This window comes from Ruegeria sp. H3 (genome assembly GCF_056533095.1).
Window position 1 is genome coordinate 243,958 of sequence record NZ_JBQFOD010000001.1, and the last position, 26,826, is coordinate 270,783.

The 26,826-nt window shown below is 58.2% G+C and carries 22 protein-coding genes and 1 tRNA gene; 15 read left to right on the plus strand and 8 right to left on the minus strand.

What is annotated here, in order from left to right:
- Positions 1-379 precede the first annotated feature (379 nt).
- A complete protein-coding gene (locus tag ACR0JE_RS01265; RefSeq protein ID WP_480862414.1) occupies positions 380-4,000 on the minus strand; it encodes a vitamin B12-dependent ribonucleotide reductase in 3,621 nt (1,206 codons plus the stop codon).
- 520 nt (positions 4,001-4,520) lie between these two features.
- On the opposite strand from ACR0JE_RS01265, the gene ACR0JE_RS01270 reads away from it, so the two are divergent.
- Positions 4,521-4,955, plus strand: a complete 435-nt coding sequence (locus tag ACR0JE_RS01270) for a hypothetical protein (RefSeq protein WP_480549085.1) — start codon at positions 4,521-4,523, stop codon at positions 4,953-4,955.
- 229 nt (positions 4,956-5,184) lie between these two features.
- On the opposite strand, the gene ACR0JE_RS01275 is transcribed toward ACR0JE_RS01270, so the two are convergent.
- The 4 genes from ACR0JE_RS01275 to pdxH form a co-directional block, all read right to left on the minus strand.
- Positions 5,185-5,261 (minus strand) — tRNA-Pro (locus ACR0JE_RS01275).
- 43 nt (positions 5,262-5,304) lie between these two features.
- Positions 5,305-5,769, minus strand: a complete 465-nt coding sequence (locus tag ACR0JE_RS01280) for a DUF192 domain-containing protein (protein ID WP_480862416.1) — start codon at positions 5,767-5,769, stop codon at positions 5,305-5,307.
- Between the two features lie 10 nt (positions 5,770-5,779).
- Positions 5,780-6,286 (minus strand): cold-shock protein, encoded by a 507-nt coding sequence (locus ACR0JE_RS01285; protein ID WP_353007746.1) that lies wholly within the window; start codon positions 6,284-6,286, stop codon positions 5,780-5,782.
- Between the two features lie 142 nt (positions 6,287-6,428).
- Positions 6,429-7,034: a pyridoxamine 5'-phosphate oxidase gene (gene pdxH / locus ACR0JE_RS01290; protein WP_480862418.1), complete on the minus strand. Its 606-nt coding sequence runs from the start codon at positions 7,032-7,034 to the stop codon at positions 6,429-6,431.
- A 135-nt stretch (positions 7,035-7,169) separates the two neighbouring features.
- On the opposite strand from pdxH, the gene fabI reads away from it, so the two are divergent.
- The 5 genes from fabI to trpE all read left to right on the plus strand — a co-directional run bounded on the left by fabI (position 7,170) and on the right by trpE (position 13,190).
- Positions 7,170-7,976: an enoyl-ACP reductase FabI gene (gene fabI / locus ACR0JE_RS01295; protein ID WP_480862420.1), complete on the plus strand. Its 807-nt coding sequence runs from the start codon at positions 7,170-7,172 to the stop codon at positions 7,974-7,976.
- Positions 7,977-7,980: 4 nt separating this feature from the next.
- Positions 7,981-8,490 carry a xanthine phosphoribosyltransferase gene (gene gpt / locus ACR0JE_RS01300; protein WP_480549079.1) on the plus strand — a complete coding sequence of 170 codons (510 nt, stop codon included), beginning with the start codon at positions 7,981-7,983 and terminating at the stop codon, positions 8,488-8,490.
- An 81-nt stretch (positions 8,491-8,571) separates the two neighbouring features.
- Entirely contained in the window at positions 8,572-9,747 is a 1,176-nt protein-coding gene (locus tag ACR0JE_RS01305; RefSeq protein WP_480862422.1) for an aminotransferase, read from the plus strand.
- A gap of 80 nt (positions 9,748-9,827) precedes the next feature.
- Positions 9,828-11,669 carry a peptidyl-prolyl cis-trans isomerase gene (locus tag ACR0JE_RS01310; protein ID WP_480862424.1) on the plus strand — a complete coding sequence of 614 codons (1,842 nt, stop codon included), beginning with the start codon at positions 9,828-9,830 and terminating at the stop codon, positions 11,667-11,669.
- A gap of 9 nt (positions 11,670-11,678) precedes the next feature.
- Entirely contained in the window at positions 11,679-13,190 is a 1,512-nt protein-coding gene (gene trpE, locus ACR0JE_RS01315) for an anthranilate synthase component I (RefSeq protein WP_480862426.1), read from the plus strand.
- Between the two features lie 46 nt (positions 13,191-13,236).
- Here the strand turns inward: trpE and ACR0JE_RS01320 are convergent, their stop codons facing one another.
- Positions 13,237-14,646 (minus strand): divergent polysaccharide deacetylase family protein, encoded by a 1,410-nt coding sequence (locus ACR0JE_RS01320; RefSeq protein ID WP_480862428.1) that lies wholly within the window; start codon positions 14,644-14,646, stop codon positions 13,237-13,239.
- A 196-nt stretch (positions 14,647-14,842) separates the two neighbouring features.
- Between ACR0JE_RS01320 and ACR0JE_RS01325 the strand changes: the two genes are divergently transcribed.
- The 6 genes from ACR0JE_RS01325 (at position 14,843) to lexA (ending at position 19,668) form a co-directional block, all read left to right on the plus strand.
- On the plus strand, positions 14,843-15,424 hold the full coding sequence (locus ACR0JE_RS01325) for an anthranilate synthase component II (protein ID WP_480862430.1): 582 nt from the start codon (positions 14,843-14,845) through the stop codon (positions 15,422-15,424).
- Complete coding sequence (trpD, locus tag ACR0JE_RS01330) at positions 15,421-16,440, plus strand: anthranilate phosphoribosyltransferase (protein ID WP_480862432.1); 1,020 nt, start codon at positions 15,421-15,423, stop codon at positions 16,438-16,440. The genes ACR0JE_RS01325 and trpD overlap by 4 nt, the downstream gene beginning before the upstream one ends.
- On the plus strand, positions 16,437-17,249 hold the full coding sequence (trpC, locus tag ACR0JE_RS01335) for an indole-3-glycerol phosphate synthase TrpC (RefSeq protein ID WP_480862434.1): 813 nt from the start codon (positions 16,437-16,439) through the stop codon (positions 17,247-17,249). The genes trpD and trpC overlap by 4 nt, the downstream gene beginning before the upstream one ends.
- Positions 17,249-17,722 carry a cyclic pyranopterin monophosphate synthase MoaC gene (moaC, locus tag ACR0JE_RS01340; RefSeq protein ID WP_480862436.1) on the plus strand — a complete coding sequence of 158 codons (474 nt, stop codon included), beginning with the start codon at positions 17,249-17,251 and terminating at the stop codon, positions 17,720-17,722. Before trpC ends, moaC begins: the two co-directional genes overlap by 1 nt.
- Complete coding sequence (locus tag ACR0JE_RS01345; protein ID WP_480862438.1) at positions 17,719-18,891, plus strand: molybdopterin molybdotransferase MoeA; 1,173 nt, start codon at positions 17,719-17,721, stop codon at positions 18,889-18,891. The genes moaC and ACR0JE_RS01345 overlap by 4 nt, the downstream gene beginning before the upstream one ends.
- Before the next feature lie 78 nt (positions 18,892-18,969).
- The gene (lexA, locus tag ACR0JE_RS01350; protein WP_170532872.1) at positions 18,970-19,668 is read left to right on the plus strand and encodes a transcriptional repressor LexA; all 699 of its coding nucleotides are present in this window, start codon (positions 18,970-18,972) and stop codon (positions 19,666-19,668) included.
- Here the strand turns inward: lexA and ACR0JE_RS01355 are convergent.
- Entirely contained in the window at positions 19,662-21,713 is a 2,052-nt protein-coding gene (locus tag ACR0JE_RS01355; protein WP_480862440.1) for a ComEC/Rec2 family competence protein, read from the minus strand. The genes lexA and ACR0JE_RS01355 overlap by 7 nt on opposite strands.
- Before the next feature lie 78 nt (positions 21,714-21,791).
- Between ACR0JE_RS01355 and gltX the strand changes: the two genes are divergently transcribed.
- Positions 21,792-23,192 (plus strand): glutamate--tRNA ligase, encoded by a 1,401-nt coding sequence (gene gltX, locus ACR0JE_RS01360; RefSeq protein ID WP_480862442.1) that lies wholly within the window; start codon positions 21,792-21,794, stop codon positions 23,190-23,192.
- A gap of 122 nt (positions 23,193-23,314) precedes the next feature.
- On the plus strand, positions 23,315-24,610 hold the full coding sequence (gltA, locus tag ACR0JE_RS01365; RefSeq protein ID WP_480541260.1) for a citrate synthase: 1,296 nt from the start codon (positions 23,315-23,317) through the stop codon (positions 24,608-24,610).
- A 45-nt stretch (positions 24,611-24,655) separates the two neighbouring features.
- On the opposite strand, the gene ACR0JE_RS01370 is transcribed toward gltA, so the two are convergent.
- Positions 24,656-25,723, minus strand: a complete 1,068-nt coding sequence (locus ACR0JE_RS01370) for a PA0069 family radical SAM protein (RefSeq protein WP_480862444.1) — start codon at positions 25,721-25,723, stop codon at positions 24,656-24,658.
- Positions 25,724-26,010: 287 nt separating this feature from the next.
- Here ACR0JE_RS01370 and ACR0JE_RS01375 point away from each other — a divergent pair, with 287 nt between their 5' ends.
- The gene (locus ACR0JE_RS01375) at positions 26,011-26,709 is read left to right on the plus strand and encodes a corrinoid protein (protein WP_480541258.1); all 699 of its coding nucleotides are present in this window, start codon (positions 26,011-26,013) and stop codon (positions 26,707-26,709) included.
- Positions 26,710-26,826 lie beyond the last annotated feature (117 nt).

The following is a 26,826-nucleotide window of genomic DNA, read 5'->3' on the forward strand; positions in this document are numbered from 1 at the left end:
GCCGATCTGCTTTCGGCGGTTCTTGCCCGATGACTGCCCGGAGATCCGGCAAGGCTCTGCTGACAACCGCGGTAAGGGGTTGAAAAAAGAAAGGGGGCCGAAGCCCCCTGTCAGTTTCGCCTTCCAGGCTCATTTCGTTGACCGCCCGGTGTTTTTTTGCCTGCGGCCTGGACTGCGCATGGGGCGAGCGCACCCGCCCCGTGAGAGAGTGGGAGGGAGCAAATATTCCGCCCCACCCTGTTCCCGGCCAACACGGGCATGTCGGCCGAGTGGACCAAGGCATCGAAGGTAAGTCTCAGCGCCTTGATCCGTATTCGTCGGGGTCGGTACCTGTGGCAGCTATCCGACCCCTGCGCCCCGGGGTGCCGGGGCGCTGAACTCAGCTACACCCGCTTGTCGCGCCGCAGGTGTTGCATTTCATGCAGGTGCCGTTGCGCACCAGCGTGTAGTTTCCGCATTCGCCGCACGGGTCGCCCTCGTAGCCCTGCATCTTGGCTTTGGTACGAGCGTCCATGGTGGTTGCGACGGCAGTTTCTGCGGCCGGAGCTTCAAATGCAGCGGCTGTTTCTGCCATGCCGTTCAAATCAGCCTGACCCGCGTTGAACACCGCCAGATCTTGCGGCAGGCGCTTGCGCAGATAGCCGGTCGAGCTGATTTGCTTCAACACTTCCAAAGACTTGGACGCCGCACTGTCGCTGATTTCTGAAACGTTCGAGACGTTTTCGTCCTCGCCACGACCCAGATCATCGAAGGTTGCGCCTTCAGGTTTCACATGGGCCAGATCGGTGCGGTCCAAATAAGACACGGCCAATTCGCGGAAAATGTAGTCCAGAATCGACGTCGCGTTCTTGATCGAGTCGTTGCCCTGCACCATCCCCGCCGGTTCGAATTTGGTGAAGGTGAAGGCATCGACAAACTCTTCCAGCGGCACGCCATACTGCAGGCCGACCGAGACCGCGATGGCGAAGTTGTTCATCATTGCCCGGAAGCCAGCGCCTTCCTTGTGCATGTCGATGAAGATCTCACCCAGCTTGCCGTCTTCGAACTCACCGGTGCGCAGGTAAACCTTGTGGCCGCCCACGATCGCCTTCTGGGTATAGCCCTTGCGGCGATGGGGCAGTTTCTCGCGATGACTGCGGATCATTTCCTTGACCACAACCTTCTCAATCACCTTCTCGGCCAGAACGACAGCTTTTTCCTGCGTCGAACCGCTTTCCAAAACTTCTGCCGCTTCGTCGTCGTCCTCGACCAGCGCCGCCGCCAGAGGTTGCGACAGTTTCGAGCCGTCACGATAAAGCGCGTTAGCCTTCACACCCAGCGACCAGCTGAGTTCATAGGCCTTCTGGCAATCCTCGATGGTCGCGTCATTGGGCATGTTGATCGTCTTGCTGATCGCGCCCGAGATAAAGCTTTGCGCTGCCGCCATCATGGTGATGTGGCTATCAACCCCTAGGAAACGCTTACCTTTCTTGCCGCACGGGTTGGCGCAGTCGAAGATCGAATAGTGCTCTTCCTTCAGATGGGGTGCGCCTTCCAGCGTCATGGTTCCGCAGACGTGATCGTTCGCTTCGTCGATATCCGCTTTGGTAAAGCCAAGATGGCGCAGCAGGTCGAAAGTAGGATCGTTCAGCTTGGTCGCCGGGATGCCCAGTACGCCGGTGCAGAAATCCTCACCCAGTGTCCACTGGTTGAAGACGAACCGGATGTCGAAGGCGCTTTCCAGCGCGGCGTCCACTTTGGCCAGTTCATTCGGGCCGAACCCGTGACCTGTCAGCGAGGTGTGGTTGATCCCCGGCGCGTTGCCGATGGTGCCGTGCCCAACCGCATAGCCCACGATCTCTTCGATCTGAGACGAGGAGTAGCCCAGCTTCTCCAGCGCCGACGGTACCGAGCGGTTGATGATCTTGAAGTAACCGCCACCGGCCAGCTTTTTGAATTTAACCAGTGCGAAGTCCGGCTCGATCCCGGTCGTGTCGCAATCCATCACCAGACCGATGGTCCCGGTGGGCGCGATCACGGTGGCCTGTGCGTTGCGATAGCCGTTCTTCTCGCCGAGGCTCAGCGCCTCATCCCAGGCCGACATGGCCAGATCGATGAGACGTTTGTCTGGGCAGTTGCCGTGATCCAGAGGCACAGGCTTGACGGCCAGTTTCTCGTACCCGTTGGTCACACCCTGCGATGCGCGGCGGTGGTTACGGATGACGCGCAGCATGTGCTCGGCATTGCGCTCATACCCTTTGAACGGACCCAGCTCTCCGGCGATCTCAGCCGAGGTCGCATAGGCCACACCAGTCATGATCGCGGTCAGCGCGCCACAGATCGCCCGACCTTCGTCCGAGTCATAGCTGTAGCCCATGTTCATCAGCAGCCCGCCGATATTGGCATAGCCCAGACCCAAGGTGCGGAAATCATAGGAGAGTTTCGCGATTTCCTTGGACGGGAACTGCGCCATCGTTACCGAGATTTCCAGCGTCAGGGTCCACAGGCGCGAAGCGTGCATGTAATCCGCCGCTTGGAACTCGTCATCCTTAAGGAAGGTCAGCAGGTTCATCGACGCCAGGTTGCAAGCCGTGTCATCGAGGAACATGTATTCCGAGCACGGGTTCGAGCCGCGAATCTCGCCATCATTGGGGCATGTGTGCCATTCGTTGACAGTGTCGTGGAACTGGATGCCCGGATCAGCACAGGCCCAAGCGGCATGGCCGACCTTCTCCCACAGATCGCGCGCTTTGACCGTACGGGCAACCTTGCCATCCGTTCGGTTGATCAGTTCCCAATCGGCGTCTTTCTCAACGGCGGTCAGGAACGCATTGGTCACGCGGATCGAGTTGTTCGAGTTCTGGCCCGAGACCGAGCTATAGGCTTCCGAATCCCAGTCCGTGTCGTAGGTCGGGAATTCGATACTGTCGTGTCCCTGCCGTGCGTAGTCCAGCACGCGTTTGATGTAAGTCTCAGGGATCGCGACCTTTTTGGCCTCACGAACCGCTTTCTTCAGACTGTCGTTCGCGTTCGGATCATAAGCGTCATCAGCAGAGCCATCCCACGAACGGATGGCCTCAAAAATGCCGTTCAGCATCTTCTCGTGCATCTTCGATCCGGCAACGATCGAGGCCACCTTCTGTTCTTCGAGCACCTTCCATTCGATGAATTGCTCGATGTCCGGGTGATCTGCATCGACGATCACCATCTTCGCTGCTCGACGGGTTGTCCCGCCTGATTTAATCGCGCCAGCGGCGCGGTCGCCGATCTTGAGAAATCCCATTAGGCCCGAGGATTTGCCGCCGCCCGACAGCGCCTCGCCCTCAGCCCGCAGATGGCTGAAGTTGGTCCCGGTGCCTGAACCGTATTTGAACAAGCGCGCCTCGCGCACCCAAAGATCCATGATGCCGCCCTCGTTCACCAGATCATCATCGACGGACTGGATGAAGCATGCATGCGGCTGCGGATGCTCATAAGCGGATTTCGATTTGGTCAGCTTGCCGGTTTTGTAGTCGACATAGTGGTGACCCTGCGCAGGGCCGTCGATCCCGTAGGCCCAGTGCAAACCGGTGTTAAACCATTGCGGGCTGTTCGGAGCGGCGCGTTGGGTCGCCAGCATATAGCGCATCTCGTCAAAGTAGGCGCGCGCGTCTTCCTCGGTTGAGAAATAGCCGCCCTTCCAGCCCCAGTACGCCCACGCGCCGGCCAGACGATCGAACACTTGCTTGGAGGATGTCTCGCCATCGAATTCAGCGCCATCGGCCGGAACCGAACGCCACAGGAATTCGGGAACGTCTTTCTCTTTGACCTTTTTCAGCTTGCTGGGAACACCGGCCTTGCGGAAATATTTCTGCGCGATAACGTCGCTGGCCACCTGGCTCCAGCTCGACGGAACTTCGATATCATCAAGCCGAAAGACAATAGTGCCGTCGGGATTTCGAATCTCGGACGTGGCCGAAATGAAATCCAAGTCTGCGTATGCATCCTGCCCCGGTTTGGTGAACTTTCTTTCAATTTTCATTTCCGCTGCCTTCGAATTAATGACCGTCTACCCAGCTTCGGGCCTGAGAAATGCCAAGCCCCCCACCTTGCCGAACTCGACAGACGCAAAGGTCCGGACGCTGCCGCGCGCAGCGCAAAACCGCATCAGCGGTTGCACAATCAGTTGGTGTGCGTCCCGTCCCTGCCCTGCGCCTTCTCTGATTTCATACCAGATGTAGTGGCGTCATATTCGGCTCATACAATCTGGCGTATCCACCCATAGAAGGTCAACGGCCTTTTTGAGTCATTTTTGAAATCTTTTGTGTTGACCCGATCATCGCGCCGGGTCTTGCGTGGGGCGTTTCCGATTCCTCCACAGAATGATCCACGGCAAAATCCCGCCGATCCCAAACTCATCAGAATGAAATTCCTGTTTTTACCAGCATGTTTATAAGCGTTTGATGAACCAGACCACTGCTGGTTAGGCTGGAACAGAATCATCGCGAGCCTTCCAAGGGTCGAGGTGGTTAACGCGAAAATCACTAAGGGCTTACAATCAGATGCGGCTGTTTCACTTTCTATCGCCAGTGGCCCTATTCGTGGCGTGCACACCACAAGATGTGTCCGAACCATCACGCAGTGCTCAGTTCAACGACTACCCGACGCGTCTGTTCGAAACCTTCGAAACGAGCTGCACCGGCCCGGGCGACAGTTTTCGCAAGCTGCCCGACAGAAGCTTTGAATGCAGCGAATACCTGCCCCCCGAAGCAGCCGCTTTCCTGATACTAACCTATGATGGCTCGCCTCAGAACCTGCCCAAAAGCGTCATGCGATTGAACCCGAGCAAAACCGCATCTGGCTACCGCGTGGATGCCTCGCTGGTGTTCAGAGTGCCACAGAAAGCAGGATCAGTTGTTGAGGTTCCCGTCGAAAGCGAAGCGTTGGACCAAGCTCTTAGCAGGCTTTATCGCACGATGGGCGGGTTGCCGGGCTGACTATATTTTTACGGCCGCTGTGTTGCTTGCATTATTCAAACAGCTTGTTGTTGGTCCAGTCAAAACTACCTTCGTCCCGCCCCTGAATCGCTGCCTTCCAACCGACCTTTTCCACACGGGCTTTGAAGTTTGGCCCCTCGGGAGAATGGCGTGCAATACACACTATGTGCCAATCAATATCTGGTTGAGTGCACAATACAGCGTGCGCGTAATTTAACATTTTTGGAAGTGGTCGGGGCGGCAGGATTCGAACCTACGACCCCCTGTACCCAAAACAGGTGCGCTACCAGACTGCGCCACGCCCCGGACCGTGCGCCTTCCTAAACGTGCCGATCTGATTTGAAAAGCCCTAACAGGGCCAAATTGCGGGGCCTTGTGAAAAAATTTCATGGCGCATCTGGGTTCCAGCTGCGATTCCATAGCGTGTGGCCAATCCAGCATTGATTTCGAGCACCGCAAACACGGAATCGCCGCCCTCAATCGGGGTCAAATCACCCGGAATCGCGCCTTCATGCACGCTGCTAACCGCCCCGGTTTTGTCGATGAAGATCATGTCCAGCGGAATCAGGGTGTTCTTCATCCAGAACGCCACGCGCTGAGGCGGGTCGAAAACAAACAGCATCCCCGACCTGTTGGGTAAGGACTCTCGAAACATCAAACCACGCGAACGCTCTTGGGGTGTTATCGCCAGTTCAACGTCGAAACGTATCTGAGTCTGATCATTCTTCAGCTCAACCCGGTCAGGGCGGCAGTCCGCCAACGCGCCCCCGGCCCAAAAGGTAAAAATCAGGGCAGGAGCGATTAGGCGACTCATCATCGTGGAATCATTCGTCCAGCGCAGCTTCCCAGGCAAGTACCTGAGCTGCCATCCGGCCCCGTTTGCCATCGATCACACGCATGGCCAGCGCTTCGCCGGGTTGCAGATCGGCAAGGCCTGAGCGACGCAAAACTTCGATATGCAGAAACACATCCTCACCACGACCAAACACATTGGCAAAGCCAAAGCCTTTGCCCTTGTCGAACCATTTCACCCGCGCGGCCTCCATCGGGGCATCTGCGATCACGTCTGGATCAAGTTCGGCGAAATCGGCCAACAGCATCGAATCTGCGCGTGCCGGCGGATCAACGCTGATCACCTCGACCGCCTGAACGCCCCGGTCTGTGCGATGCGTCATAATTTCGATGCCCGCGCCATCCGCGACGGAGCTTTGGCCAAAATTGCGCAAGACGTTCACATGCAACAGAATATCCGGACCGCCTTCGTCAGACACAACGAACCCGTACCCTTTCGCAGGGTCGAACCATTTCACGTGTCCACGTACGCGATACATATTATTCAGATCGTCCGGCACTGTATTCCTTACGCGCATTTATTAAGATCGTTAAGGTTTGTCTGTTTATGGGAATGGCCCGCAAATTCAAGCTGAAAAAACTCATTGTTTTCTGAGCGTTGCATTTCACGTAACGCGAAGATCATGGATTCAGCCTTTCCACTTGCCAGACTGAATCGGACCGATCCCTCGTCCACCTAAAGCGATCATGCAGGCGAAAGGCCCCATCTGCCCAGAATTCAATTTCAGTCGGCGCGATTCTGTACCCTCCCCAAAATGGCGGTCGCGCAGGGTTTGGCCCATGTTTCGCAGTTACCTTTGCAACCTCGGCCATCAGCGCGGCGCGACTGCTCAGCGGCTGAGACTGCCGCGAAGCCCAGGCCCCCAATCGGCTTTTGAGCGATCTGGATGCATAATACTCATCCGCTTTCGGACCCGTTTCGCGCGTTATTATACCACGAACTCGAATTTGACGCCGCAAAGATTTCCAGTGCATCACAAATGCCGCTTTGCCCGCACCATCCAGCTCTGACGCTTTAGTGCTTTCGTAGTTTGTGTAGAAAACGAAGCTGTCCGGTTCGATCTCTTTCAAAAGAACCATACGAACATTGGGCAGACCGTCCTGATCGACAGTCGCCAACGCGATTGCGTTCGGATCATTGACTTCATTCTCTTCAGCCTCACCTAGCCACCGAGCCGCTATTTCAAACGGATCGGAGCCAGCAAAGATGCCATCGCGCTCGTTCATTTCCATCCCCAGGAAAGTACTGAGAAGGAACCTAAGGCGATAACCCGCTACGGGCAAGAGTGGATGGCCTTGATGCAGCGCTAACGATGGCATAAACCAACGCAATACAACGCGAAGACAGGCGGAGAACCAAACATGGCAAATCAGTTGATGGCCGGCAAACGCGGCCTCATCATGGGACTGGCCAATGACAAATCAATCGCATGGGGAATCGCGCGCGCTTTATCCGATGCCGGGGCCGATCTGGCTTTTTCTTATCAAGGCGACGCTCTTAAGAAACGGGTCGACCCATTGGCAGCGCAACTTGGCAGTGAAATCGTCTTGCCGTGCGACGTCAGCGACGAGGCGTCAATCGACGCATTGTTCACCGCGCTTGAAGCAAAATGGGGCAATCTGGATTTTATCGTTCACGCCATCGGGTTCTCGGACAAGAACGAGCTGCGCGGGCGCTATGTCGACACCAGCCGCGCGAATTTCAATTTGACCATGGATGTGTCTGTCTTTTCCTTCACAGCCGTCATGCAGCGCGCGGAAAAAATGATGGGCGAAGGCGGCAGCGCCGTGACCCTGACTTATTATGGCGCCGAGCAGGTGATGCCGCATTATAATGTCATGGGGGTCGCCAAGGCCGCGCTGGAGGCGTCGGTCAAATACTTGGCCGAGGATCTGGGCAAGGATGGCATCCGCGTGAACTCGATCTCGGCCGGGCCGATCAAGACTCTCGCCGCCAGCGGCATTGGCGACTTCCGCTATATCATGAAGTGGAACGAGTATAACTCGCCCCTGCGCCGCAACGTAACCATCGATGATGTCGGCAACTCGGCGCTGTATCTGCTGTCTGACCTCAGCAGCGGTGTGACGGGCGAGAACCTGCATGTGGATTCGGGCTATCACATAGTCGGCATGAAAGCCGTCGATGCCCCAGACGTCGAGAAGGGCTAAGATCATGAGCGCCAAGGATCGCCTGCCCCACGAAAAGGGCTTTCATATCAGCTGGGATCAGATTCACCGCGATTCCCGCGCTCTGGCCTGGCGGCTGGATGGGCAAGGCCCCGATGATGGATCCTGGCGCGCGGTTGTCGCGATCACCCGTGGCGGCATGGCCCCGGCCATGATCGTCAGCCGTGAGCTGGACATCCGCACTGTCGATACGATCAGCGTACGCTCCTACCACCATCAGGAACAGGGCGAGGCCGAGGTGCTCAAGGCCCCAGATGCCCAGTTGATGAGCGATGGCGAAGGCGTTCTAATCATCGACGATCTGGTCGACAGCGGCAAAACCCTGGATCTGGTGCGCAGGATGTTTCCAAAGGCGCATTTCGCGACGGTCTATGCCAAACCCAAGGGCCGCCCGATGGTCGACACGTTTATTACCGAGGTCAGCCAGGACACCTGGATCTTCTTTCCCTGGGATATGGCCTTGCAATATGTCGAACCTTATCGCGGCACGGACTAACTTCTTCTGTTCAAAAATACCTCGGAGCGCGAGGCAGAGCCTCGCACAAGCCCTGCTGGCCCTGTCCAAGGACAAAACCCAATGACTCAAACCCGCACCAGCGTCACCTTTCCGCCCCCGGTGATGGAGGCGCGTCGCTGGCTGGACGGGGTTGCATTTTCAGATGACCAGCCGCTGATCAATGTTAGTCAGGCGGCTCCCGTCGATCCACCACCGCTGGCCATGCGTCAGGCCATGGCCGAGTTTGCAGTAGAGCAAGATAGCGCCCATCTCTATGGGCCCGTCTTGGGTAACAGTGATTTACGCGCGGAGCTGGCCAACCAGATCAGCACCCACTACGCGGCTGAGATCGCCGCGAACCAGGTTGCCATCACCTCGGGGTGCAATCAGGCGTTTTCGGCCGTCATCTCGGCGATCACGGATCAGGGGGATGAGGTCGTCCTACCTACCCCATGGTACTTCAATCACAAAATGTGGCTGGACATGGCAGGCGTGCACTCTGTCGACTTGCCAACCGGCGCTGATCTTTTGCCTGATCCCGAACAGGCGCGTGCGCTGATCACCGACAAAACCCGCGCTATTTCCTTGGTCACGCCCAACAATCCCGGCGGGGTCGAATACCCGGCGGACCTGCTTCGCGCCTTCTACGATCTGGCCCGCGAGGCTGGCATCTACCTGCTGGTCGACGAAACCTACCGCGATTTCGACAGCCGCAGCGGCCCGCCGCATGAGTTATTCCAACAACCGGGCTGGGATCAGACGCTTGTGCATCTCTATTCTTTCTCGAAAGCCTACCGCCTGACCGGTCATCGCGTCGGAGCGATTGCGTCCAGTGCCGCCCTGCTGGCCGAGATCGAAAAGTTTCTGGATACGGTCGCGATTTGCCCCGGCCAGATCGGCCAATTCGCAGCCTTGTGGGGCATGCAGAATCTCAGCCAATGGCTGGCCGGGGAACGCGATGAAATCCTCGACCGGCGCGCCGCGATCGCCGATGGGATGCCCAAGCTGACCGCCAAGGGTTGGCGGTTGTTGGGCCTCGGCGCATATTTCGCCTATCTCGAACACCCGTTCGATATCGCCTCGGATGAACTTGCCCGCCGCCTCGTTCCCGAAGCCGGTATTCTCCTGCTGCCCGGTACGATGTTCATGCCCGCAGGCGATCCTGCCGGTCAGCGCCAGGTGCGCATCGCTTTTGCCAATCTGGATCGAGCTGGGATTGGCCAATTGTTCGACCGCTTGCAGGCAGTTTCCTTCTAAGCTTGCCCCCCGGCGGTGCCCGTCGTATTCAGGGCGGCGACCAACAGGGCAGAGACCTGCCAAAACACCAAGAGGGCATCATGGCTGCAGGCAAGAACAGTCTTTCGAAAACCTTTGTCTGGATATTGATGGGCCTTTTGTTCGTCGGTCTTGCCGGCTTTGGCGCCACCAATCTCAGCGGCACCATCCGCACCGTTGCACAGGTGGGTGAAGAAAGCGTCTCGGTCGATGCCTATGTACGCGAGTTGCAACGCGAGATCCGTGCTGTTGAGGCCCAGACCGGACAATCTCTGCAAATGTCTCAGGCCCGAGAGCTGGGTTTGGAACAGCGCGCCTTGTCCCGCCTGACCGCCCTCGCCGCGTTGGACAACGAAGTCAGCCAGTTGGGCATTTCGATTGGCGACGAAAACCTGCAGGAAGAGATCGTTGCGATCCCAGCCTTTCAGGGCGTTGATGGAAGTTTTGACCGCGAAGCCTATCGGTTCCAACTGGATCAACTGGGTATCTCGGATACCGAATTCGAATCGGATCTGCGCAAGGAATCTTCGCGCACGATCCTGCAGGCAGCTGTGACCAGCGGTGTAGTCATGCCCGATACGCTGACACAAACGCTGGTCGATTATCTGGGCGCACGGCGCAGCTTTACCATCGCGACCCTTGGGGTTGAGGCGCTGACGACGCCGGTTGCGGATCCAACCGATGAACAGGTTCAGGCGTTTTATGATGAAAACACCGATTTGTTCACCCTGCCCCGCACCAAACGACTGACCTATGCGATCCTTTCGCCCGAGATGTTGATCGATACGGTCGAAGTCGACGAAGATACACTGCGCCGGCTCTATGACCAGCGCGCGGCTGAATACCAGCAACCCGAACGCCGGTTGGTCGAACGGCTGAACTTCCCCAGCGAAGAGGCCGCAAATGACGCAATGGCACAGCTTGAAGTCGGGGGTACCACATTTGAACAACTGGTGCGCGACCGCGAGCTTGAGCTTAGCGATATTGATCTGGGTGATGTCACCCGCGACGATCTGGGCGACGCCGCCGATGCCGTATTTGCGGCAGAACTGGATCAGGTTGTCGGACCTCTGCCCTCGGTATTTGGCCCGGCTTTGTTCCGGATAAACGGCTCACTGGCCGCCAACAACGTTCCTTTCGAAGAGGCTGAACCAAGCTTGCGCGGAGAACAGGCTTCCGAGCGCGCGCGACGCCTGATCGAAGCCCAATCTGAGGATATCAACGACCTGCTGGCCGGTGGTGCCACGCTGGAAGAGTTGGCTGCTGAAACCGAGATGGTGCTGGATCAGATCGACTGGACCCGCGACAGCAGCGAACAGGTTGCAGCTTATGACGGGTTCCGCGTGGCCGCCCAAGCGGTACAGGACGGTGACTTCCCAGAGATCGCGTTCCTTGAGGATGGGTCGATCTTCGCGCTGCGTTTGGAAGAAGACCTGCCCCCGCGCCCCGAACCCTTGAACAGCGCACACGACCGCGTCGCTGCGGCCTGGATCGCGGCCGAGACAAATACGGCACTGCAGGATCAGGCGGCCTCGGTCCTCTTGGATCTGGCCACCGATGGAGACTTCACCGCAACCGGCCTGCCTTTCCGCGTGGAAAACGCCCTGACCCGCACCGCATTTCTTGAGGATGTGCCCCCCAGCTTCATGGCAGACGTTTTCGAGATGGAGCCCGGCGAACTGCGCGTGGTCAGCGGCAATGGCGCCGCCTTGATCGTACGTCTGGACGAGATCCTGCCACCGGATGAAACTGACGAGTTGCGACAGCTGCAAGAGGCCCTCAGCGCTCAACTGGATCAGGCCCTGGCGCAGAACATCTTTGACGCCTATGTCCGCGACGCACAGACCCGCGCACGCCCTGTGGTCGATCAGCAAGCCCTGAACGCCGTGCAGGCGAGTTACTAAGAGACCATCATGGCACTGACACCCGATTTCGACACGTTCGCCCGCGCCTATGAGGCGGGTGAAAATCAGGTCGTTTACACGCGCCTTGCTGCTGACCTGGACACACCGGTGTCATTGATGCTGAAGCTGACCGGTGCGCAAAAAGATGCCTTTATGCTGGAATCCGTCACGGGCGGAGAGGTGCGCGGGCGTTATTCGATTGTTGGCATGAAGCCTGATCTGATCTGGCGCTGCCGGGGCGAAACATCCGAGTTGAACCGATCCGCCCGGTTCGATCCCGAGGCGTTTGACCCGCAAACCGGCAACCCAATGGACAATCTACGCGCCCTTCTGTCCGAAAGCCGGATCGCCCTGCCCGATGATCTGCCGCAGGCGGCTGCCGGGCTGTTTGGCTATCTGGGCTACGACATGGTGCGTCTGGTCGAGTATCTGCCGGATGTGAACCCTGATCCGCTGGGATTGCCCGATGCGATCATGCTGCGCCCTTCGGTCGTGGCGGTTTTGGATGGCGTCAAAGGCGAAGTTACAGTGGTCTCTCCTGCATGGTCTAGCGACGGGCAATCGGCCAAAGCAGCCTATGCGCAGGCCGCCGAACGCGTGATGGACGCTGTCCGCGATCTGGAACGCGCCATGCCAGCGGAAACCCGCGATCTGGGTGACGCGTCCGAGGTGGCCCCGCCTGTGTCGAATTTCACCAAATCCGGCTATATGGAAGCGGTTGAAAAGGCCAAGGAATACATCCGAGCAGGCGACATCTTTCAGGTCGTCCCGGCACAGCGCTGGACACAGGATTTCCCGCTGCCGCCGTTCACGCTCTATCGGTCTTTGCGCCGCACCAACCCTTCGCCGTTCATGTTCTACTTCAACTTCGGTGGCTTTCAGGTCGTGGGCGCCAGCCCCGAGATTTTGGTGCGGGTTTTTGGCGATGAAGTCACCATTCGACCCATCGCAGGCACCCGCCCGCGCGGCGCGACACCTGAAGAAGACAAAGCAAACGAGTTGGATTTGCTGGCCGACAAGAAGGAATTGGCCGAACATCTGATGCTGTTGGATTTGGGTCGCAACGATACAGGCCGTGTCGCCAAGATCGGCACTGTGCGGCCAACCGAAGAGTTCATAATCGAACGCTACAGCCACGTGATGCATATCGTGTCGAACGTGGTAGGTGAATTGGCCGAGGACAAAGACGCGCTGGATGCCTTCTTTGCTGGGATGCCTGCGGGTACAGTCTCGGGCGCGCCAAAAGTCCGTGCGATGGAGATTATCGACGAGTTGGAACCCGAAAAGCGCGGCGTTTATGGCGGCGGTGTCGGCTATTTCAGCGCGGGTGGTGACATGGATATGTGTATCGCCCTGCGCACGGCCATCGTGAAAGACCAAAAGCTCTACATTCAGGCAGGCGGTGGCGTGGTCTATGACAGTGACCCCGAGGCAGAGTTTATGGAAACGGTCCATAAATCAAACGCCATCCGGCGGGCAGCAGCAGATGCGGCACGGTTTACCTCAACAGGCAACAGCTAAACAGAAAAAGGGCGGCGATCCCGGATCAGCCGCCTTTCGTCAGCCCTTACTGAACCTCGCGCTTCATCACCGCAGAAATTGGCGCCATGGCGACCCGACTGGCGCGATCCTCAAGCCCCCAGAGCAGCAAGGCCGAGATCGTTTCAGGACGCACGCGACCCAGCATCACGACAGTGCCCTCCTGCCCGGCGCGGAAAACGGCCTGGTCCAGAAAGCGGCGCATGATCTTGGGGTCCTGACGGGCCCCGTCGATATCGCGGAATATAACGCTGGATGGGATGCCGTTGCGCGCGGCGATCTTCTGGACGGTATTGAGCCCGTTGTCTTGTGTGATCAACCCACGGCCTGTGACTCCTGCAATCTCGGCGACCTGATCGGCCAGTTTGCGATTGCCCTGAATGCCGGTTTCAACCCCTTCTAGAATTCCTACAGTTTCCGGCAGGGTTTCCAGCCAGACGGCCATCGAAACTTCGGCATCCTGTGCGCTGGCAGCCTCGGGTAGATCAGCCAGGGCCATCACCTCAAACCCGGCAGCGCGGTGGCGCGCCATTTTTTCGGCGGCGTTTGGATCAGACGGGCTGACGGCAAAGCTGATCGGATAGGGAAAGTCCTGCAAGGCCTCGGCCCCAAAGGACTGTTCATCATCGATCAGGATAATGGACATCAGCGGCTTGGATTCGGCATTTTCAAATGCGGCGGCGTAGGCTTCGATGGGTTTGCCCATAGGGATCAGCCCTGTGACATCACCTGTTTCCTCAGCCGGTGGGTCGTCGCGTTCGGTCAACGGCACCACACGCTTGCCGACGATCGTGCTGGTGCTGGTCTCGTTCTCTCCACCAATCTGAGGCAAGGCGGCAATACGCGGCAAGGTTCGGGGCAGCGTATCTTCGTCCCCTTCCACAGCAATTGGGCTATTTTCAAACGGGTTTTCTTCGGTACTGTCTTCGGTCGAGCCTGGAACGTCGAGGCTTGGCACTGGTTCCAAAACCGCAACTTCTTCAGCTTCAGGCGCAGCGGGTACCTCACCAATAACCTGTGGCTGCACCTCATCCTGAGGGGTTTCAGGCGCGGCTCCGGGCAGAGGCGGCGCAACAGGCGGGTTTGTCAGCACCGCAACCTCATCCGCTGTGTCGGGATCCGGCTGTTCGGGCTGTTGCCCCGGCCCGGTGATGTTTGGCTGGGCATCTGTCTCTTGCTCAAGGCCCGACAGATCGGCCACATCCTCTTCTTGGAAATCGGCAGCTTTTGGCCCAGCGGGTTGTGCATCGACCAGATCGGCGTCCGATCCGGTCTCGGTCACACTGGCCGAGGCTTCGGATGTGGTGACATCCTCGGGCTGTGGTGCCTCGGTTGCCACAACCGGTTTTTGGGTCAACGGTGCCTGCAACGACAAAACCGCGCCCAAAATCAAAACAACGACCGCACCTGCGACCATTCCTCCGACAAATCCGCCCATGTCCAACGCCTTTCGCCTGTCTACTGCTACGCCCGTTCTTACGTCATCTTTTGCAACGCTTGGCCTGATGGCGCGTACGGAACGGGTTGTCCTCTTGACGCTGCCGCCCAAGCCTGAGCATGTATGTCCCGACATTATACCGTGGCCGGGGGCTGTATCGCCAGCCTGAAATGCCCAAGCTAAGATAAGTGCCCAAATGCTGCTGCTGATCGACAACTACGATTCGTTTACCTACAACCTGGTGCATTATCTGGGCGAACTTGGGACCGAAATGGTCATTCGCCGAAATGATGCGCTGGATGTGCAGGAGGCCATGGCGATGAATCCCGCCGGTATCCTGCTTAGCCCCGGCCCTTGCGACCCTGATCAGGCCGGGATTTGCCTGGCCTTGACTGAAGCTGCCGCCGAGACAAAAACACCTTTGATGGGTGTGTGTCTGGGTCATCAGACCATCGGTCAGGTTTTCGGCGGCAAGGTCGTGCGTTGCCATGAGATCGTACATGGCAAGATGGGCACGATGAAACACACGGGCAAAGGCGTCTTTGCGGGCCTGCCCTCACCCTTTAAGGCGACACGCTATCATTCGCTTATTGTTGAGCGTGAGAGCCTGCCGGACTGCCTTGAGATCACAGCAGAATTGGATGACGGCACGATCATGGGTCTGCAGCATAAAGAGCTGCCCATTCACGGGGTTCAGTTCCATCCAGAATCCATCGCATCCGAGCATGGCCACGCCCTGCTCAAGAACTTCCTGCAAGAACTGAAAGTACCCGCATGAGCGACGCATTGAAACCGCTGATCGGTGCGTCTGCCGACCGGCCCCTGACCCGCGCCGAGGCGGAACAGGCCTTTGGCATTCTGTTCGATGGCGAGGCCACGCCCAGCCAGATCGGTGGGCTGCTGATGGCCATGCGCACACGTGGCGAAACCGTGGACGAATACGCCGCCGCCGCCGCTGTGATGCGCGCCAAGTGTAACGCGGTCACCGCCCCGGCGGGCGCGATGGATATCGTGGGCACCGGCGGAGATGGCAAAGGGACACTGAATATCTCGACTGCGACGGCCTTTGTCGTGGCGGGTACCGGTGTCACCGTGGCCAAACACGGCAACAGGAACCTCAGTTCAAAATCCGGCGCAGCAGATGCGCTTGGACAGATGGGCATCAACGTAATGGTCGGCCCGCAAGTGGTTGAAAAGGCGCTGAATGAGGCGGGTATCTGTTTCATGATGGCCCCTATGCATCACCCTGCCATTGCTCATGTCATGCCGTCTCGACAAGAACTGGGAACGCGCACGATCTTCAATATTCTCGGCCCGCTGACCAATCCGGCGGGCGTCAAACGGCAACTAACGGGCGCCTTCTCGCGCGACTTGATCCGTCCGATGGCGGAAACGCTGGGTTTATTGGGTTCAGATCGCGCATGGTTGGTCCATGGATCGGACGGGACGGATGAGCTGACCATCACCGGTGTCAGCTGGGTCGCCGCCCTGGAAGACGACACCATAAAAGAGGTTGAACTGCACCCCGAAGACGCAGGCCTGCCCGTACATCCATTCGAAGAGATCGTTGGCGGCACCCCGGAAGAAAACGCCGTTGCCTTCGGCGCATTGCTGGATGGTACGCCGTCGGCCTATCGTGATGCTGTTCTGCTGAACTCTGCCGCTGCTTTGGTCGTGGCTGAGGCCGCGAGCGATTTGCGCGAAGGCGTTGAAAAGGCAGCCGAAAGCATCGACAGTGGCAAAGCCAAAGAAAAGATCACCGCCCTTGCGCGGATCACACAGGAAGCCGCATGACCGAGACTGTTCTGGACAAAATCAAAGCCTATAAGCTGGAAGAGATCGAAGCGGATAAGGCACAAAAACCGCTGGTCGAGCTGGAAAGCGAAGCACGAGATGCGCCTGAGGTGCGTGGCTTTGCCGAGGCGCTGTACAACGCCTCGCGCACCGGCTACGGTTTGATTGCCGAGGTCAAAAAGGCCAGCCCCTCCAAAGGTTTGATCCGCCCGGATTTTGATCCGCCCGTTCTGGCAAAAGCCTATGAAGACGGCGGCGCAGCCTGTTTGTCGGTTCTGACTGACACACCCAGTTTTCAGGGTGCCAAAGAATATCTGACTGCTGCGCGCGCTGCGACCAATTTACCCGCTTTGCGCAAGGATTTCATGTACGATCCCTATCAGGTCATCGAAGCCCGCGCCTTGGGGGCTGACTGTATCCTGATCATCATGGCCTCGGTCGAAGATTCGCAGGCCGCCGAGTTGGAACAAACCGCGTTTGACTGGGATATGGATGTTCTGATCGAAGTTCACGACGAAGCCGAGCTTGTTCGCGCGACGCAGCTGAAAAGCCCCCTGATCGGGATAAACAACCGCAATCTCAAGACCTTCGAGACCACTCTTGATACCACCCGGCGCCTGTCAAAACTGGTGCCAGGAGATCGGACGATTGTTTGCGAAAGCGGTCTGGGCGCGCCGGAAGATCTGGCCGATATCGCTCGCTACGGTGCACGGTGTTTCCTGATCGGCGAGAGCCTTATGCGGCAGGATGACGTCAGTGCGGCAACCCGCCATATCCTCTCGAAGCCGCTAATCCCCGGGGTGATGTGATGCCGCTTACGCATTTTGATGCCGAAGGTCAGGCGCATATGGTCGATGTCTCGAACAAGGATGTCACCGATCGCGTTGCAGTGGCTGCCGGATACATCAAGATGGCGGCAGAAACCTTTGATTTAATTTCAGAAGGCCGCGCCAAGAAAGGCGATGTTCTAGGCGTTGCGCGTCTTGCGGGGATCATGGGGGCAAAGAAAACACCCGACCTGATCCCGCTGTGCCACCCGCTACCCGTGACCAAGGTCGCGGTCGAACTGACGCTGGACCCTGATCTGCCGGGTGTCCGAATCGAAGCCACGGTCAAAACCTCGGGCCAAACTGGCGTTGAGATGGAGGCCTTGACCGCCGTCTCAACTTCCGCGCTCACGGTCTATGACATGACCAAAGCTGTGGACAAGGCAATGGAGATCGGCGGCATACGCGTTTTGCTGAAAGATGGTGGTAAATCAGGGCGTTACGAAGCGCAATGATCTCGGTCGAAGACGCACGCACCCTGCTGTTTGATCTGGTCGCCCCGCTGCCGGTCGAGCATGTGCCACTTGCCAAATCGGCGGGTCGCGTACTGGCCGAAAACGTCGTCGCAACCCGCGATCAGCCGCCCTTTGCCGCCTCATCGATGGACGGCTACGCAGTCAAAGCGGCCGAGGTCGAACGTCACGCGATGTTCAAAGTTGTAGGCGAGGCCGCCGCGGGCAATCGGTTCGATGGTAGTGTCAGCCCTGGACAAGCCGTGCGGATATTCACCGGCGCGCCGGTGCCGGAAGGGGCTGATTTCATTGTCATACAGGAAGATGTGGATCGTCGCGACGACCTGATCATCATCACCGACGCGCCCGGCCCCAAAACCAATATCCGTCCCGCAGGGGTGGACTTTGCCAAAGGCACCAAGATCTCGGCTCCACGCCTGATCCGGCCCGAGGATGTGGCGCTTATGGCCGCAATGAACATCCCGCAGGTCCCGGTTGCGCGGAAGCCGCAGATCGCCCTGATCTCAACCGGGGACGAATTGGTGATGCCGGGTGAGACCCCGGGCCCAGATCAGATCATTGCCTCGAACACGTTCGGCCTGCATGCGCTGCTCGAAGGGGTTGGCGCCCATGTCCGTGTTCTGCCCATCGCACGGGACACGGTCTCTTCGTTGGAAACCGCGTTTGGACTGGCGAAAGGGGCTGATCTGGTGGTCACGATCGGCGGTGCTTCGGTCGGGGATTATGATCTGGTTTCCGAGGTATCCGAGGCACAGGGGATGGAGCGGTCCTTCTACAAAATCCGGATGCGCCCCGGAAAACCGCTGATGGCTGGACGGATGGGCGATGCCGCGATGGTTGGCCTGCCGGGGAACCCTGTCAGCGCAATGGTGTGCGGCTATCTGTTCCTGATTCCGATGGTACGACGGATGTTGGGGCTCGATACAGTCGTCACGCCCTTCCAGCGAGCGGTTTTGGCCGAAGCGCTGCCTGCAAATGGGCCACGCGAACACTATATGCGTGCCATTCTCGACGAAAACGGCATCCGCGCCTGCGCCGACCAGGACAGTTCCTTGCTGAGCGTTCTGGCCGAAGCCAATGCTTTGATCATGCGTCCGCCCGAAGACCCGGAGCGCGCTGTTGGGGCCGAAATCCTGTATCTGCCGATCTAGAACATCTTCAAATTCGTTGACACAAAACGTGAACATGCGTAGAACAAAAGAAAACGCATGAGCGACGAGGTGTGAGCGATGCTGACCAAGAAGCAGTTGGATTTGCTGGAATTCATCCACAAACGCGTACAGCGGGATGGCGTTCCGCCCAGTTTCGACGAAATGAAGGCCGCTCTGGATCTGCGATCCAAATCCGGCATCCACCGATTGATCACAGCGCTGGAAGAACGGGGCTTTATCCGCCGTCTGGCGCATCGAGCCCGCGCGATTGAGATCGTGAAACTGCCCGAAAGCCTGGGGGGTGAGCCCACGACCGGATTTACCCCAAGGGTCATCGAAGGCGACAAGCCCGAAGGCCCGCGCCCTGCAAATTTCGAACCGGTCTCGGTCGATGCGCTGGAATTGCCGGTCATGGGCCGCATCGCTGCTGGTGTACCGATCGCTGCCATCAGCCACGAATCGCACCGCGTGGCCGTGCCTGGTCCGATGGTATCCGGCCAAGGGTCGCATTACGCGTTGGAAGTGCAAGGCGACTCGATGATCGACGCTGGTATCAATGACGGTGATGTTGTCATCATCCGGGAAACGTCGACCGCAGACAATGGCGATATCGTGGTTGCACTGGTCGAGGATCAGGAGGCGACGCTGAAACGCTTCTTCCGCCGTGGCAATGCCATCGCGCTTGAAGCCGCAAACCCGGCCTATGAAACGCGCGTTCTGCCTGAAGACAAAGTTAAGGTTCAGGGGCGTCTGGTCGGGCTGATCCGCAGCTACTGATCACCAGACTTGTTACGGTCCCCGATAAATTTCGGGGACCAGAGCCGATATCCTGTCAGATCGGCACTGGTGATCACTTTACCATCCGAGATTGACAGGCTGCCTGTGCGGTACAGCCGATCCGGGTCAAACACCCCGCAATCGCCCTGGATGGTCAACTCTACTGCCGAGACCACAATCTGGTTCGCGTTACATTCCGTAAATCCGCGTGCCGCCCGTTTACCGGTGATGTGAACAACCTCTGTCCCCTGCACGGCGATACGCTGGATCAGATCGGCCTCGCCCGGCCAGCGCCCGGCCGCCTGCCCCTGATCCTGCCCGTCTCCGTCATTCTCCAGCCAGACGGTTGCGACAAAGCCGCTGCCTTTCTTCTTGCTCAGCGCCCGACCCTCTTCAGTCATGACACCAACTAGGCCGCCGGATTCTGCAATCAAAACCTCGGGGCGATGGTCTGATGTCCAAAGCAGGAACGCCGCTGCCACAGGGCCAAGGCCCACCCAGCGCATCCGCCCCTGCCAGAGCGCCATCCAAAGCCCACCAAGGGCAATGGCGGGCAACACGAACCAAGGCGGGCTGACCACGTAGCCTTGCGCCCCCTCAAGGCTCGAAACCCAATCGGCAACCAACAAAATCCAGCTTAGCCCGATCCCCATGACCTCGAGTGCGATCCAGTCCAGACCAAATGGCGCCAGCAACGCAGCAACCACGGCAGACGGTACAACAACCGTCCCCATCACGGGCACGGACAACAGATTTGCTAAAAGCCCGTAGTGAGACATGGTGTTGAAATGCGCTGCCCCAATCGGGGCGGTGGCAAGACCTGCTATGGCGGAAGACAACAGCACACCCAGAATGGGCCTGAGCCATTTCGGACCCGGCGTCGGACCAAAATCGCGCAACGTGCCAAATACAGCTACCAGCGCGGTCGTGGCAGCAAACGACATCTGAAAACCGGGGCTGAGCAATGTCTCAGGGCGCAAGATCAACACGATCAACGCAGCCACCGCCACCGCCCGTAACGAAATCGCCCGGCGATCTATCAAAATGGCTCCGAACATGACGCTGACCATGACGAACGCGCGCTCGGTCGCCACATTGCCTCCCGACAGCATCAAGTAAATAACTGCGGCCACAAGAGCACATCCGGCCGCCAGTTTTCGCACTGGCATCCGTAACGCGAGGGTCGGGATCATCGACAGTCCGATCCGGCAGGCCACGAAGACAAATCCGGTCAACAACCCCATGTGCAGGCCGGAGATCGCCAACAGATGCGCAAGGTTCGACGCCCGCAGCGCGTCCAGCGACGCCTGTCCCATGCCGCTGCGATCTCCGGTTGTGACCGCGGCGGCAAACCCGCCGACCTCACCCGGCAGGAGACTGCGCACATGGCCCGAGATCGCCATCCGGATCGCCGTGATCCGAACGCCATCCAGCGCATCCTGTGGCGGGGCGATGGTGAGGACCGGAACGCGTGTGTACCCGACCGCGCCCAAGCGTTGAAACCAGGCATGGCGCCGGAAATCGAACCCTCCGGGCTCGACCGGGCCTTGTGGCGGGGACAGATGGGCCGTGGTCATGATCCGTTGCCCGGGTGCGACACGTCCAATGTCGGAATGGATGGAAAGGCGGATGCGCTGCGGTCGCCGGTCGTTTGGTACGTCCCCTAGTCGCACCTGATCCAGTGTCAGTCGCAGCGCATCCGAGGCAGACCGGTCCATGGCCACCACACGCCCTTCAACTGGCCCGTAGTAACGCCATGACAGAACCGGTTCTGCCACCATATGGGCGCGCGTGCCGGCCAGCACAAAGCCCACCGCAAGCAGCGCCCCCCCGATTGCCAACGAACCCCAACCCGAAGGAAGCACTCGGGTCAGCCAGATCAGACCCAGACCCATACAGCCAAGGCCGAAATAGGCCGTCCAATCCGGCTCGAACCGAAGTCCGAAATAGAGGCCAATCCCGAGCGCAAGGCATACCGGCGACCAGGGAAACAAGAACCCCGTCTGGTTCAGCAGCGCGGCCTGGGCCCGTGCAAGAACACGCATGGTTGCCCCCGTCCTTCGGGCTCGTTAGACAGGCGCCAAACTAAGCCCGACACGGTTACCAAAAGGTTAATCCATACAATGTCCGATCAGGTCGTCACCCGTTTCGCCCCCTCGCCCACCGGCTTTCTGCACATCGGTGGCGCGCGCACCGCGCTGTTCAACTGGCTTTACGCGCGCGGGCGTGGCGGCAAGTTCCTGCTGCGAATCGAGGACACAGACCGCGAGCGTTCGACACCGGAAGCAACTGCCGCCATCCTGCAGGGCATGGCCTGGCTGGGGCTGGATCATGATGGCGATGTGATCTCTCAGTTCGAAGGTGCTGCACGCCACGCAGAGGTGGCGCATCAATTGCTGGCCGAAGGCAAGGCGTATAAGTGTTTCTCAACCCAGGACGAAATCGCTGCTTTTCGCGGGCAGGCCCGGGCCGAGAGCAAATCAACCCTGTTCCGCAGTCCCTGGCGCGATGCCGACCCTGCAACCCATCCGAATGCGCCCTTTGTGATCCGAATAAAGGCCCCGCAGGACGGCTCCACGGTAATCCGCGATCAGGTGCAAGGTGATGTGACGATCCGCAATGATCAATTGGACGACATGGTCCTGCTGCGTTCTGACGGCACGCCAGTCTATATGCTGGCCGTTGTGGTGGACGATCACGATATGGGCGTTACCCATGTTATTCGCGGCGACGACCATCTGAACAATGCCGCGCGTCAGATGATGATCTACCAGGCCATGGGCTGGAAAATCCCCGTTTGGGCGCATATCCCGCTGATCCACGGCCCGGATGGCAAGAAACTGTCCAAGCGCCATGGCGCATTGGGTGCGCAGGAGTATCAGGCGATGGGTTATCCCGCTGCAGGTATGCGCAACTATCTGGCGCGTCTGGGATGGAGCCATGGGGATGACGAGTTTTTCACCGACGCACAAGCTAAAGAGTGGTTTGATCTGGACGGCATAGGCAAAAGCCCGGCGCGTTTCGATCTGAAAAAACTGGAAAATCTGTGTGGGCAGCACATTGCGATCTCTGACGATACTGCACTGCGGCATGAGATCGAAGGGTATCTGGCCGCTGCTGCGCTGCCCGCTCTCACACAGACACAATCGGGTGATCTTGAACGGGCAATGTTTTGTTTGAAGGATCGCGCACGGACCTTCCCGGAACTCCTTGAAAAGGCGTATTTTGTTCTGACTGAACGCCCTATCGTTCCAGATGAGAAGGCGTCCAAGGCGCTCACAAATGTATCCGATGGTATACTGGGAGAATTGACGCCGCAGCTGCAAAATGTTAGCTGGTCGCGAAACGAGCTGGAAGAGGCGCTGAATTCCTTTGCCGAGGCACGGGAACTCAAGTTCGGCAAGCTGGCAGGTCCACTCAGGGCCGTTCTGGCAGGCCGGGCCGTCACACCTTCGGTTTTTGACATGATGCTTGTGCTGGGACGCGATGAAACCCTGGCGCGGCTTTCTGAGGCAGCGACATAAACCCAATCTTCATAAACGGGTAACGCTGCTCCGCTAACACCCGGACTGCGCGCCCGCGCGCAGTCATTGCCCGCATGGTTCGGCGACGATCCGGCCTGCGCACGAATGAAGAAGGGACAACTATGACTGATAGCAGCAAAACAGCCACTCTGACCGTACATGGAAAAGAGTATGAGTTGCCGGTTCACTCACCGACGGCCGGGCCTGACGTTGTCGATATCCGCAAATTGTACGGTCAGGCGGGTGTATTCACCTATGACCCGGGCTTTACCTCAACCGCCAGCTGCGACAGCACCATCACCTATATCGATGGCGAAAAAGGTGAGCTGCTGCACCGCGGCTATCCGATCGACCAACTGGCTGAGAAATCCCATTTCCTGGAAGTGTGCTACCTGCTGCTTTACGGAGAGCTGCCGAGCGCCAAAGACCTGGAAACCTTCGAGACCACGATCACGCGACACACGATGCTGCACGAGCAGATGCTGTATTTCTATCGTGGCTTCCGCCGTGACGCGCATCCGATGGCGATTATGGTGGGTGTTGTTGGCGCCATGTCAGCCTTCTACCACGACTCGACCGACATTTCTGACCCGCACCAGCGTGAAGTCGCATCGCACCGTCTGATCGCCAAGATGCCGACGATTGCGGCCTGGGCTTACAAGTATCACATCGGTCAGCCCTTCGTGTATCCACGTAACGATCTGGACTACGCATCGAACTTCCTGCGCATGTGCTTTGCTGTTCCGGCTGAAGAGTATGAGGTCAACCCGATCCTGAGCCGCGCGATGGACCGTATCTTTACCTTGCATGCGGATCACGAACAGAACGCCTCAACCTCGACCGTGCGTCTGGCCTCGTCTTCGGGTGCCAACCCGTTTGCATGTATCGCCGCCGGTATCGCCTGCCTATGGGGGCCGGCGCATGGCGGTGCAAACCAAGCCTGTCTGGAAATGCTGGAAGAGATCGGCAGCGTCGATCGCATCCCGGAATACATCGCCCGCGCCAAGGACAAGAACGACCCGTTCCGCCTGATGGGCTTTGGCCACCGCGTCTACAAAAACTTTGACCCGCGCGCCAAGGTGATGAAGCAGTCGGCGGATGAAGTTCTGGATCTGCTCGGTGTTGAAAACAACCCGAAACTGCAGGTTGCTAAAGAGCTTGAGAAAGAAGCTCTGCAAGACCCATATTTCGCCGAGAAGAAGCTGTTCCCGAATGTCGATTTCTACTCGGGCATCATTCTCGAGGCGATGGGCTTCCCAACATCAATGTTCACGCCGATCTTTGCGTTGTCGCGCACCGTTGGCTGGGTCAGCCAGTGGAAAGAGATGATCGCCGATCCACAGAACAAGATCGGTCGCCCGCGCCAGTTGTATCTGGGCGAGACGAACCGCAACTATGTGGATATCGAAAAGCGCTAAGCAACAGACCCAAGCAACGCCCCGGATCATCCGGGGCGTTTTGTTTTAGAGCAGGCTCAGCTGATCGCCTGCCTGCGGTGGCTTGGAAAATAGGTCCGTCCGCAAAGGGGCCCCTTCTATGCGCAACCCCAATCGTTTGACCGCCAGTTTGAACCTTTGCGCGACTACCTCGGCATATTCGCCCTCGCCCCGCATCCTATGGCCCCAACGCGGATCATATTCCCGCCCACCATGCATTTCACGCAGGCGCGACATGACCTTTTCCGCGCGCGCCGGTTCATGTTGCGCCAGCCAATCCTTCCACAGCACCGACACTTCGCGCGGCAGACGTAGCATGATCCAACTGGCGGTATCAGCCCCGGCATCCCGTCCCGCCTCAAGCAGCTGTTCCAGTTCATGATCGGTTAACCCGGGAATAAGTGGCGAGGTCATGACCCTCACCGGAATCCCTGCCCCGGTCAGCCGTTCTATCGTCTGCAAACGCCGCTTGGGCGATGGGGCCCGAGGTTCCATCCGGCGCGACAGTTTCGCATCCAGCGTCGTCAGCGATATGCCGACACGCACCAATCCACGCACGGCCATCGGCGCCAAAACATCCAGATCGCGCTCGATCAGCGCTCCTTTGGTCACAATCGCCAACGGATGGTTGAAATCTCGCAAAACCTCAAGGCAGCCTCTTGTTATCAAACGGATTTTCTCGATGGGTTGATATGGATCGGTATTCGTACCCAGCGCCATTGTTGCCACGCGGTATTTGCGCGCCGAAAGCTCTTGCCGCAGCAGATCAGCCGCATTCGGCCGCGCGATCAGCCGTGTTTCGAAATCCAGCCCCGGTGACAGCCCCAGATACGCGTGGCTTGGCCTAGCAAAGCAATAGACACAACCATGTTCACACCCTCGATACGGATTGATCGACCGATCAAAAGGCAAATCCGGGGACCGGTTATAGGAAATGATACTGCGAGCAATCTCCTCCCGAACTTCGGTGCGAAGCGGCGGAAGATCGTCATCCTGAGGCCATCCGTCGTCGGTTTCCAACGTTGTAAAACGTTCGAAGCGCCCGGCATCATTTGATGCCGTTCCTCGCCCCCGTATCCTGGATTGATCGACCATATGTTCGCTCTTTGTTCTCATCCCGACGATACGCAAAGAGCGCAGATCCATCAAGAGCGCTTGAATAGTGCCGTGGCCAATTATCGAGATGAATTTGCCTAACAATCTGAACATTATGCAGAATGATCTTGCAGAAATTTCAGTCGCCCTGTGCAGATTTCTATCTTATAGGTCGGTCCCGAAACGACTGAGGTCGCAATCGTCACAGTCAAACTGCGGCGTTTTGGCCAAAACGGAAAAAATGCCATCTTGGTGCCATTGGCCCACACAGCTCAGGGAAACGCCCCATGTCTGATGAAGAAGATATCGTCCTGTCCGAACTGAATGACGATGAACTTGTCGAACAGATGTTCGATGATCTTTATGACGGCCTAAAAGAAGAAATCGAAGAAGGTGTGAACATCCTGCTGGAACGCGGATGGGCGCCGTACGATATTCTGACCAAAGCGCTTGTTGGCGGCATGACCATCGTGGGACATGACTTCCGCGACGGTATTCTCTTCGTACCCGAAGTTCTTCTGGCGGCGAACGCTATGAAGGGCGGCATGTTTATCCTCAAGCCGCTGCTTGCCGAAACCGGTGCGCCGCGCGTTGGCAAAATGGTCATCGGCACCGTCAAAGGTGACATCCACGACATCGGCAAAAACCTTGTTTCGATGATGATGGAAGGCGCAGGTTTCGAAGTTGTCGATATCGGCATCAACAACCCGGTCGAAAACTATCTGGAAGCGCTGGAAAGCGAAGAGCCTGATATTCTGGGCATGTCCGCCCTGCTGACCACAACCATGCCTTACATGAAAGTCGTGATCGACACATTGGTCGAGCAAGGCGTGCGTGATGACTATATCGTTCTGGTCGGCGGCGCGCCGTTGAACGAAGAATTCGGCAAGGCCATTGGCGCTGATGCCTACTGCCGTGATGCGGCTGTTGCTGTTGAAACCGCCAAGGAGTTTGTTTCGCGCAAGCACAATCAGATGGCGGGTTGATCCGGCAAAGCAATCCAAAACAAAGCCGCCCGATCTTGGGCGGCTTTTTTATGCGCGGCAGTGGCACGTCCCTGGTCTGTCATCAGTTTGTGCAGCAAACGCGTCGGTGGCCATAGG